Raw genomic sequence first — 11,465 nt, 5'->3', positions numbered from 1 at the left:
ACGTTGATAGGCAGGGTGTGTAAGCGTTGTGAGGCGTTGAGCTAACCTGTACTAATTGCCCGTGAGGCTTAACCATACAACACCCAAGGGGTTTTGATGGACTCAATGCAAGAACATTGAATGTGTATAAATAGAACTTAAAACAGCTTTCCGAATTAAAGAATTTGCTTGGCGACCATAGCGATTTGGACCCACCTGACTTCCATTCCGAACTCAGAAGTGAAACGAATTAGCGTCGATGGTAGTGTGGGGCTTCCCCATGTGAGAGTAGAACATCGCCAGGCTTGTATTTTATTTTCACTTTTTATGAAAAAGTGAAGACAAAAACTTAGACTTAAATGTCTAACCAGTGCGGAGCGGTAGTTCAGTTGGTTAGAATACCGGCCTGTCACGCCGGGGGTCGCGGGTTCGAGTCCCGTCCGCTCCGCCACTTATTTAAAAACCCAGTCTTCGGACTGGGTTTTGTCGTTTAAAAGCAAAGAAATTTTCCCTTTCAGGAAACTAGTCCCATAGCCACAACCCCGAACTAGACGTCCCCGCCGACTCTCCTATTTATTCCAGACTCCAGCAGAAGTGCTGGGGTCTTTCCGTATTTGCGATATTATTATGGTCTACGAGTAGTGAGTATTAATTGAGTGCAAGTTCAGTCGCTCTGCTACTTATTTAGATTATTTAGAAACCCAGCCTTTGGACTGGCTTTTGTTCTTTCTAGAGTATAATGACATTCCCTTTTAGGAAGCATATCCCCAAAAGACGTTCTCTTAGTCGAGTGCTCCTTCAAGCGTTTCCGATTTAATTTTTCTTACTCAGAAAAACACTAAATAACGATGTTAAAGAGCGCCTTGGACTTTTCGTATCTATGGGCTTGTTAATTCTCTAATAAAGCTTAGTTAGCATGTAATCTACGTTTCGGACTTATCAACTCATTTAGAATGCCCTATCTTAATCTAGTAATGATTTTGATGTTTGAGTCGATAAGCTCCATAGCTCTCGCTAGTCTCGTCTTCACTTATTCCTGTAAAGCAGGCCTTAATCAGAAGACCCTATATTCCATCATTCATTAACGGCTAAGCTTTGGAGTTGTTCTTATCGTATGGGGGAGGGAGAACTTCTTCTTTTCAATTTGGCAAGCTACTGTCGACTCTCCTCTTAGTGTTACATCGGTCTGTGTTCATGATTATGGATTAAGAAGCGCTGCATGAAATTACTAGAGCTAAGGGGGAGGGAAATAGGCTTTAGTTTATTGTTTTGGCTTTAGATACCCTAGATTTTAGGCATAAAAAAGGCAGCCAAATAGCTGCCTAGTTTGATAATTGTAGAAGTACTTACTCTTGAGAAGCTTTTGCTTCTTGTGGTTCAACTGAGCCTTCTGCTTCCATTTCTTTCTCAGCTTGTTTCGCTTTCTCGATCATTGGCGTAATGGTGGAGCCTTGAATCAGGATTGAGAATACGACCACCGAGTAGGTCATCACCATGATGATCTCTTTCACATCAATCAATTTCTCTGGAATAACCAAGATACCCGATGGGATTGATAGTGCCATAGCTAGAGCCAGACCGCCGCGCAAGCCACCCCAAGTTAAGATCTTGATAGACCAAGGATTATACTTTCTATAGCGCTTAAATCCGATGTAAGAAATGAACACGCTTAGATAGCGAGCAGCCAGCACTAGTGGTACTGAAATTGCCATCATGATCCAGTCTTCTTTGTGGAATTCGAACAGCAGCATCGACATACCAATAAGAAGGAATAGCACGCCATTTAAGAACTCATCGACCAATTCCCAAAAGTGGTCTAGATGATCTTCACTCTCTTTAGAGAAGCCAATAAAGCGTGTCCAGTTACCGATCATGATGCCCGATACCACCATTGCAAGCGGACCCGAAACATGAAGGTATTCAGCAAATGCGTAACCAGCGGTTGGCACACCAATAGTAAGCAATAGCTCCATTGAGTGGTCATCAGTAGCGCTGATTAAGTAGTGGAAAATAAGACCTAATACGAAGCCATAAACGATGCCACCAATCGCTTCTTGGACAAATAGAAGTGTCACACTACCAACGGTAGGAGCTTCAGTACCGAAGGCGATGGTGAATAGTGTTACGAAAATTACCAGACCAAAGCCGTCGTTAAACAGAGATTCACCTTCGATCTGTGTAGAGATTCGTTTTGGTGCATTAAGCTTTTTAACAATGGCGAGTACTGCAATCGGGTCGGTTGGGGAGATAAGCGCTCCGAAGAGCAGACAGTAGACGAGGTCAAATTGAATGCCGATAACTTGGCAGAAGCCGTAAAGTACAAAACCGATAAAGAAGGTTGAGAAGAGTGTTGCACCTAAAGCGAGTACAGTGATTTCCCATTTTTGATCTTTGAGGTTAGGGAGTTTGATACCCAAACCACCGGCAAAAAGTAGGAATCCGAGGATACCTTTAAGAAGAAAATCCTCGAAGTTAATGCTGGTAACCGTTTCGGTCGCTATCTCGGTGAGATGAAACCAATCATTTTGACCTGCGATTAGAATGAGGAGTGAAAGAATCATCGAACCGGCAGTGATTGCGATGGTGGTTTGCATCTTTCCTATCTTACTGTTTACAAAGGCAATAACCATTGCCGCTGCAGATAGAAAACATAAAGTATGATAGACCGACATAGAGCTCTCTATTTGTAACATTTTATGAATGGAATTCTCGGACGATGTTGACTAAATAGCAAACATTTTTTCGAGATTATTTTGTAACTCGACGGAGACAAAATAATCAGTAATTCGCATTTTAGACGTCTAGACTCCTTTAATTTGTGTGATAGGATGGAGAGATAACTAAAGGAATGAGGCTGTACTGTGGGAAGTAATGTAAGACAACAGATTGAAGCTCAATTAAAGCAACGTATCTTGCTGATCGATGGTGGTATGGGCACCATGATTCAGGGATATAAACTTGAAGAGCAAGACTATCGAGGAGAGCGCTTTGCGGATTGGCATTGTGATCTAAAAGGCAACAACGATTTGTTGGTGCTCACTCAGCCTCAATTGATTAAGGAAATTCACAGCGCTTACTTAGAAGCAGGCGCTGATATTCTTGAAACCAACACCTTTAACGCGACGACGATTGCGATGGCTGACTATGAGATGGAAAGCCTGAGTGAGGAAATCAACTTTGCCGCTGCAAAGCTTGCGCGTGAAGCCGCTGATGAGTGGACGGCAAAAACGCCAGAGCGCCCACGTTATGTCGCGGGTGTGCTTGGTCCAACAAACCGTACTTGTTCTATCTCCCCTGATGTAAACGATCCGGGCTATCGTAACGTCAGCTTCGATGAGCTTGTTGAAGCTTATTCAGAATCAACTCGAGCGCTGATCAAAGGTGGCTCTGACCTCATTCTGATCGAGACTATCTTCGATACACTTAACGCGAAAGCTTGTGCCTTCGCGGTTGATAGCGTCTTCGAAGAACTAGGCATCGAGTTGCCAGTTATGATCTCCGGTACCATTACCGATGCTTCTGGACGTACGCTTTCTGGTCAAACAACGGAAGCCTTCTATAACTCTCTTCGTCATGTTAACCCTATTTCATTTGGTTTGAACTGTGCGCTTGGTCCTGATGAACTGCGCCCGTACGTAGAAGAGCTTTGTCGTATTTCGGAATCTTTTGTTTCTACTCACCCAAATGCGGGTCTACCGAATGCATTTGGTGAATATGACCTTTCGCCAGAAGATATGGCGGAACACGTTAAAGAGTGGGCGGAGAGTGGTTTCCTCAACCTAATTGGTGGTTGTTGTGGTACCACGCCAGAGCATATTCGCCATATGGCAATGGCAGTTGACGGCGTGAAACCTCGTGATTTGCCTGAGCTTACGGTTGCTTGTCGTTTATCCGGTCTTGAGCCTCTTACTATTGAAAAAGAGACGCTGTTTATTAACGTAGGTGAGCGTACTAACGTTACTGGTTCTGCTCGATTTAAACGTTTGATCAAAGAAGAGCTCTATGATGAAGCGCTAGAGGTCGCCCGACAACAAGTTGAGAACGGCGCTCAGATTATCGACATCAACATGGATGAAGGCATGTTGGATGCAGAAGCGTGTATGGTTCGCTTCCTCAACCTATGCGCATCTGAGCCTGAGATCTCCAAAGTGCCTATCATGGTCGACTCTTCTAAATGGGAGGTGATCGAGGCGGGTCTGAAGTGTATTCAGGGCAAGGGCATCGTAAACTCTATCTCTTTGAAAGAAGGTAAAGAGAAGTTTGTTGAGCAAGCAAAACTGATTCGTCGATACGGTGCCGCAGTTATCGTTATGGCGTTTGACGAAGTTGGTCAGGCAGAAACACGTGAACGCAAGCTAGAAATCTGTACTAACGCTTACCGTATCTTGGTTGATGAAGTCGGTTTCCCACCAGAAGATATCATTTTTGACCCGAACATCTTTGCAGTTGCGACGGGTATCGAAGAGCACAACAACTACGCCGTGGATTTCATCGAAGCGGTTGCAGACATCAAACGCGACTTACCTCACGCGATGATCTCTGGTGGTGTGTCTAACGTTTCCTTCTCATTCCGCGGGAATAACTACGTTCGTGAAGCGATTCATGCGGTGTTCCTATACCACTGTTTTAAAAATGGTATGGACATGGGCATCGTGAACGCGGGTCAGTTGGAAATTTATGATAACGTTCCAGACAAACTGCGTGAAGCGGTAGAAGATGTGGTTCTTAACCGTCGTGATGATTCGACTGAGCGACTACTTGATATAGCCGCAGAATACGCTGGAAAGGGTGTCGGCAAAGAAGAAGATGCTTCTGCACTAGAGTGGCGTACTTGGGCGGTAGAAAAACGTCTAGAGCATGCGCTGGTTAAAGGTATTACTGAGTTCATTGTCGAAGATACCGAAGAAGCTCGCCTTAATGCCTCTAAGCCACTTGAAGTCATTGAAGGTCCATTGATGGACGGCATGAACGTGGTGGGTGACTTATTTGGTGAAGGTAAGATGTTCCTTCCTCAGGTAGTGAAATCTGCGCGTGTTATGAAGCAAGCCGTAGCGCACTTAGAGCCTTTTATCAATAAAGAGAAGCAAGCGGGTTCTTCCAACGGTAAGATTTTGTTGGCTACGGTAAAAGGTGACGTGCACGATATCGGTAAGAACATTGTTGGCGTGGTTCTACAATGTAACAACTACGAGATCATCGATCTTGGCGTCATGGTGCCATGTGAGAAGATCCTCAAGGTAGCCAAAGAAGAAAACGTCGACATTATTGGTCTTTCTGGTTTGATCACACCGTCTCTCGATGAAATGGTGCATGTCGCGAAAGAAATGGAACGTCTTGATTTCGATCTTCCACTTCTGATTGGTGGTGCAACAACATCCAAAGCGCATACGGCGGTTAAGATTGAGCAGAACTACAAACATCCAGTGGTTTACGTCAATAACGCTTCTCGTGCGGTTGGTGTATGTACATCATTACTTTCAGACGAACTTCGTCCTGGCTTTGTTGAGAAGCTGGACGTGGACTATGAACGCGTGCGTGATCAGCATAACCGTAAGAAGCCGCGCACTAAGCCTGTTACTTTAGAAGAAGCAAGAGCGAACAAAGTTGCGATTGATTGGGATAAGTATACGCCTCCTGCTCCTGTGAAGCCGGGCATCCATATCTTTGATGACTTTGAAGTGTCTACTTTGCGTAAGTACATCGACTGGACACCTTTCTTTATGACTTGGTCATTAGTCGGTAAATACCCAACAATCTTTGACCATGAAGAAGTGGGTGAAGAGGCGCAGCGCCTGTACAAAGACGCTAATGAGTTATTGGATCGTGTTGAGCGTGAAGGCTTACTCAAAGCGCGCGGTATGTGTGGTCTGTTCCCTGCTGCAAGCGTGGGTGATGATATTGAAGTTTACACCGACGAGTCGCGAACTGAAGTGGCGAAAGTGCTGCACAATTTGCGTCAGCAAACGGAGAAACCGAAAGGCTTCAACTACTGTCTGTCTGATTATGTTGCACCGAAAGAGTCTGGTAAGCGCGATTGGGTTGGTGCTTTTGCCGTAACTGGTGGTATCGGTGAGCGTGAACTTGCTGACGAATACAAAGCACAGGGTGATGATTACAATGCCATCATGATTCAAGCGGTAGCGGACCGTCTGGCGGAGGCATTTGCTGAGTATCTACATGAGCGTGTGCGTAAAGAGATTTGGGGTTACGCTGCGGATGAAGCTCTGTCGAATGAAGAACTGATTCGTGAGAAATACCAAGGTATTCGACCTGCTCCGGGCTATCCAGCATGTCCAGAGCATACTGAAAAAGGACCGCTTTGGGAGCTGATGAATGTTGGAGAAAACATTGGCATGTCACTGACATCGAGCTATGCGATGTACCCAGGTGCATCTGTATCGGGTTGGTACTTCTCGCATCCTGATTCTCGTTACTTTGCGATCGCTCAGATCCAAGAAGATCAGCTGCAAAGCTATGCTGATCGTAAAGGCTGGGATAGGATCGAAGCGGAAAAATGGTTAGGTCCCAACATTAACGGTTAACCAAACCGTCTTGAAACTAAAAGGGCTGCAATTTGCAGCCCTTGTTTATTAGTGAATGAAAGCAGTCTTATTGTTCAAACAACTCGGTATGCAGTTTTTGAATCGCTTGGCGAGATACGGACTCGTGAACAAGGAAGCACAGGTTATGTGGGCTTGCTCCGTAACAGATCATACGTAGGTTGAAGTCTTCTAACGTGCCAAATACTTGCTTCGCATAGCCTTTGCTTTCACTCATGTTGTTACCAATCAGAGCGACGAGACATAGGTCGTGTTCCACTTCTACTTTACACAGCTCTTCAAGCTCTTCACGCGCGGCTTGTGGTAACTGAGGAGCACCGCCAGACGTGTCTGTTTGATCAAGAGTGAGTGACACACTGATTTCAGATGTAGTTATCAGATCTACTGAGATTTTGTGCTTCGCTAGGATCTCAAATACTTTCGCTAAGAAGCCGTACGCGTGGAACATGTTAGCACTGCGTAATGTCACCATGGTTTGGTTGCAGCGCAGAGCAAGTGCTCGGAATAAAGGTGAGCTCTCTACTTGGTGGCGAATCCATGTACCGCCTTTTTCTGGCTCTTTAGATGACCCAACAAATACCGGAATGTCGTGACGAAGAGCTGGAACCAATGTTGAAGGGTGCAGGATTTTTGCGCCAAAGTTTGCCATCTCTGATGCTTCGCTAAAGCTGATCTCTGGGATTGGCGCTGCTTTTGAGGCGATACGTGGATCAGTGGTGTAGATGCCCGGAACGTCGGTCCAAATCTCTAGACCTGCAGCTTTCACGCCTTCTGCAATGAGTGCTGCACTGTAGTCACTGCCGCCACGGCCAAGCGTAGTGGTATTACCTTCTTCATCTGAACCAATAAAACCTTGGGTGATAACCACGTATTCTTGGCAAAGTGGGACTAACTTTTCTTGTGCTAGTTGTGCAATGGTCTCGACATTAGGTTCAGCTCGACCAAAGTTTCCATCGGTTTTTAGCACATCGCGAATATCAAAACGAATCGCATTCACACCACGCTCTCGCATTAATTGAGCAAGGATATGAGTCGACATTAATTCACCACAAGCGACTAAATGATCGGTCAGTTTGGTGCTTGCTTGGATTGAAGCGGCCTCTGCCAAACTTGTGACGGTATCAAGAATCGAATAAACCTCTGCCGCAGCTTCGGTTGCGTCCTCAAGTTGCGACAGAATCGATTCGTGGATGCCTGCTAGTTTCTGAAGTACTTCCGCACGATGTTCTTGGTCTTGAACACCATTTGCCAGTTCAACCAATAGGTTAGTGACACCTGAGCAAGCGCTGCTAACCACAAGGCGAGTATTTGGGTTGTTTTCTATAATAGTGGAGCAACGGCTCATTGCCTCAAAGTTGGCAACACTGGTTCCACCGAATTTTGCTACGTTAAATGCGCTCACTGCGTTCTCCCACGACTTCCTGAAAAAATTACAACAATTAATAGGTTGCCTAATACATCCAATGTTTGGTGAGGAAAGGAACAGAGCAAATAGAGAGGTAGTTAGAATGTAATTTGAAAATTTACCCTCAGAAGCTCTTCATCATACGGCGCTGATGACAGTTGATGGGATTCAACCCAAGTCAACCGACAAGTCAAATCCTGCAACTTTGACTTACCTCGGCACTACTCCCCCTGAGTGATTGGTATTGGAATTGCGGCTCCACAAATCACCTGCCTGGGCAGTGCTCCTCTTCTGCATAAAGCTTAAACATTGAACGGTTTTGCTGTCATATTGTCAACCAATATCTCAACCAGATTGAAAGTTTTTATTAACGAATTTGTGACAGTGGTTTGACCTCTATACTTAGGGCTAATTGCCGATAGAGGAAAAATCTATTAGGGTGAAAACTTCGATACCTGAGCCAACCTTTTGAATAGAACTTTTATAACGCTCAGGATGAATGACTGCAATCAAGGAGCTGACATGCCGATCCAAAGCTTTATTCCCCCACACCGTATTTTGATGGGACCTGGTCCATCTGATATTTCACCTCAGGTTTTGCAAGCACTAAGCCGCCCAACAGTTGGTCACCTAGACCCACTTTTCATTGCCATGTTGGATGAGCTCAAACAACTGCTTAAGTACGCTTTCCAAACGGAAAATGAATTTACCATCGCAGTTTCTGCGCCGGGCAGTGCGGGCATGGAAACGTGCTTCGTTAACCTGATAGAAAAGGGCGACAAGGTCATCGTCTGCCGCAATGGTGTTTTCGGTGAGCGTATGCGTGAAAACGTGGTTCGTGCTGGTGGTGAAGCGGTTGTCGTCGATGATGAGTGGGGAACCCCTGTATCTGTCGATAAAGTTGAAGAAGCATTAAAGCAGCACCCTGACGCGAAGATTCTTGCTTTTGTTCATGCAGAAACATCGACAGGCGCGGTAAGTGATGCACAAGCTCTGGGTCTACTCGCGAAGCAATACGGTCTGTTATCGATTGTTGATGCTGTGACCTCGCTTGGTGGTGTACCTCTTAAAGTTGACGAGTGGCAGTTAGATGCAGTGTATTCGGGCAGCCAAAAATGTCTTTCGTGTGTTCCAGGTTTATCGCCTGTGACGCTTTCTCCGGCAGCTATTGAGAAGATTCAATCAAGAACGACACCGGTTCAAAGCTGGTTCTTGGATCAAAGCTTAGTATTAGGTTACTGGAGTGGAGAAGGCAAACGCAGCTATCACCACACGGCGCCAGTGAACAGCTTGTATGCTCTGCATGAAGCTCTACTTATCCTTAAAAATGAAGGTTTAGAAAATGCATGGGCGCGTCACCAGTTAATGCACGAGAAGCTCAAAGCCGGTCTGCAAAAACTAGGCTTTGAATTTGTGGTAGAAGAAGAGTATCGACTACCGCAATTGAATGCGATTTATGTCCCTGAAGGAATTGATGAAGCAAAAGTGCGTAATCACTTACTCGCAACCTACAATCTAGAGATTGGTGCAGGTCTTGGTGCACTGGCTGGTAAAGCATGGCGAATTGGTTTGATGGGCTATGGTGCTCGACCTGAAAATGTAGCTTTGTGTTTGCGAGCTTTAGAAGAGTCACTGACTGAATAAATCGACTCGGTAATGAGCTAAAGAAAAGCGAAGGTTATTCCTTCGCTTTTTTGTATTTATTGCTCAGCACCTGAAGTCGGTGTTGGTGAAGCAGATATGGCTTGAGAAGGTGGCTGATAGTTGACGCCACTGAAATCAATTTTAGGGAACAGGAACTGTGCCTCTGCACGAATTTGTTCTGCCTTGCTTGTGTCATCCAACCCTTGATATGCCAGTATCAAGTTGTTGTAAAACGCTGGGCGTGGCTTGTCTTTAATGATTTCCAAAGACCAATCAATGTAAGGCTGAATCAAAGTTGGATCTTGCTTGTATAAACCGATGTTTAAGAAAGTACTGTATACATCCCAGTCGAAACGATCTTTCCAAACCACAGGGTTCGTCACTTGATTCAAGATATCCGGGTTGGTTGGGCGCGTAGTTTCAAACTTGGTTAAGACATAGTTAGTGTGCAATGCGCTAACCATATAGAAAGTAAACACTGCTGGAATGACTAGGCTACATACTCGCAATAAACTTTTGGTTACTTTGCTAAACGGTGCTTGGCGGTAACGAGAAACACGTTGGTCGACCCAATACAGCAGAATCACAAAGATCAGCCAATGCACCAATGAATGATAGAAGGGGTATTCTAATTGTGAGTGCAGCACGATTGGAATAAACAGAGCCAACAGTGCTAATCGAGTACCGCGTTTAGCTTGGTAGATGCGATATAGCACTAGCGCGATTGCCAAAAAGATCCCCAGAATTGGCAAAAGTCCGCCTTCTACCGCCCAGTACAACAACTCATTGTGTGGGTGATCCATCGATGGCAAGCCCGCAGGATAGCTTTCATTAAGTGCATGCTGACGTGCCGTATATAGCATGTATTCTGACTCAAACTTGCCGTAACCATAACCAGTGAATGGCTTCTCAATCACCATATCTAAGGTTTGAGGGAAGGTATAGGCACGTGGTGATTCCATGTTCACTTTTTCACTGGCTAATCCGCTTCCATCGGGAAAGGCTATCTGCATGATCACAATAGATAAAGCTAAACCTGTTGCCATTACGAGTGCCCAACGTACGAACCTTGCTTTGGTGGCGAAGCGGTACATATACGGAATAACTAATAAAATTGCGATGATAGAAGCAAGCCATCCCGTTCGAGATGCCAAGGCGACAATCAACGGTAGAGTCAGTACTGGCACAGCATAAAGCAGATAGATATCGCTAAGTTTACGCGAGTATTTATAAGGTTGACGGACAAGCAGGTAACTTGCGATAACTAAACCAGTTGCAAGGAAGCTCGCCATGACATTAGGTTGTTGGAAGATGCCATAAGGGCGGTTAGCGATTGTGTCATATCCAAATACGTTTCCTGGTTTAAGGTAAAGATATTGCGTTAAACCGAAAATCGCTTCGATAACGACGGCAAGCACAATAAACCACAATAACCGTTGACGATGCTTGTTACTGAAATGGAATTGCTGCAGCACGATGAAGAACAACATGCCGCACCACAGACCAATCAGCTTATTTGCCGCAAGCGCACTATCCGCATTGGGGTAGAAGATAGGCAGCGTCATGATGATACAGCTGATCAACAGACCAATTGTTAATTTGGAGTAGCGTAATACACGATTGGTCGCAAGTTGGTAGCAGCCAATACCAAGTGCAAAGCTGAACGCAATCCACGTGGTCGCATTAAAAGATAGTGCTAGTCCAGAGCCACCCGGATTAGGCATGAAGAAGTGCATCGCCAGCAGAAAGAGTGCTGCTAACGCGATGAGAAACTTGCGGTTAAGAGGAACTTGCACTTTACCTGGAGAAAGCTTAGTTCCACTGACGTGTATAGTAGCCATAGTTATTGTGTTGTTTTGAATGAAAAAAGACCAGCA

General features: G+C 45.2%; 5 protein-coding genes, 1 tRNA gene, 1 rRNA gene and 1 riboswitch. Of the genes, 4 read left to right on the top strand and 3 right to left on the bottom strand.

What is annotated here, in order from left to right; translation table 11 throughout:
- The first annotated feature begins 167 nt into the window (after window positions 1–167).
- Both rrf and ATB78_RS23540 read left to right on the top strand, forming a co-directional pair.
- A 5S ribosomal RNA gene (gene rrf, locus ATB78_RS23545) occupies window positions 168–284 on the top strand.
- A gap of 69 nt (window positions 285–353) precedes the next feature.
- Window positions 354–430, top strand: a tRNA-Asp gene (locus ATB78_RS23540).
- A gap of 895 nt (window positions 431–1,325) precedes the next feature.
- On the opposite strand, the gene ATB78_RS23535 is transcribed toward ATB78_RS23540, so the two are convergent.
- On the bottom strand, window positions 1,326–2,651 hold the full coding sequence (locus ATB78_RS23535; RefSeq protein ID WP_009707674.1) for a sodium:proton antiporter: 1,326 nt from the start codon (window positions 2,649–2,651) through the stop codon (window positions 1,326–1,328).
- Between the two features lie 189 nt (window positions 2,652–2,840).
- Here ATB78_RS23535 and metH point away from each other — a divergent pair, with 189 nt between their 5' ends.
- Window positions 2,841–6,521, top strand: coding sequence for a methionine synthase (gene metH / locus ATB78_RS23530; RefSeq protein WP_061010778.1), 3,681 nt, complete (start codon window positions 2,841–2,843; stop codon window positions 6,519–6,521).
- Window positions 6,522–6,588: 67 nt separating this feature from the next.
- Here the strand turns inward: metH and lysC are convergent, their stop codons facing one another.
- Complete coding sequence (gene lysC / locus ATB78_RS23525) at window positions 6,589–7,941, bottom strand: lysine-sensitive aspartokinase 3 (RefSeq protein ID WP_038896949.1); 1,353 nt, start codon at window positions 7,939–7,941, stop codon at window positions 6,589–6,591.
- 123 nt (window positions 7,942–8,064) lie between these two features.
- Window positions 8,065–8,243: riboswitch (Lysine riboswitch) on the bottom strand.
- Between the two features lie 223 nt (window positions 8,244–8,466).
- On the opposite strand from lysC, the gene ATB78_RS23520 reads away from it, so the two are divergent.
- On the top strand, window positions 8,467–9,588 hold the full coding sequence (locus ATB78_RS23520) for an alanine--glyoxylate aminotransferase family protein (RefSeq protein ID WP_061010776.1): 1,122 nt from the start codon (window positions 8,467–8,469) through the stop codon (window positions 9,586–9,588).
- Window positions 9,589–9,644: 56 nt separating this feature from the next.
- Here the strand turns inward: ATB78_RS23520 and ATB78_RS23515 are convergent, their stop codons facing one another.
- Complete coding sequence (locus ATB78_RS23515) at window positions 9,645–11,429, bottom strand: PglL family O-oligosaccharyltransferase (protein ID WP_061010775.1); 1,785 nt, start codon at window positions 11,427–11,429, stop codon at window positions 9,645–9,647.
- Between the last annotated feature and the right edge of the window lie 36 nt (window positions 11,430–11,465).

The sequence above is a fragment of the Vibrio sp. CUB2 genome (assembly GCF_001557945.1).
Lineage (GTDB): Bacteria > Pseudomonadota > Gammaproteobacteria > Enterobacterales > Vibrionaceae > Vibrio > Vibrio owensii.
The sequence above is the reverse complement of the archived record's forward strand: the minus strand, read 5'-3'. Positions and strand labels throughout refer to the sequence as shown.

Bases quoted from the DNA above. Each gene is read 5' to 3' on its own strand.
- ATB78_RS23535 (WP_009707674.1), bottom strand. From the start codon at position 2,651: ATGTCGGTCTATCATACTTTATGTTTTCTATCTGCAGCGGCAATGGTT.
- ATB78_RS23520 (WP_061010776.1), top strand. From the start codon at position 8,467: ATGCCGATCCAAAGCTTTATTCCCCCACACCGTATTTTGATGGGACCT.
- ATB78_RS23515 (WP_061010775.1), bottom strand. From the start codon at position 11,429: ATGGCTACTATACACGTCAGTGGAACTAAGCTTTCTCCAGGTAAAGTG.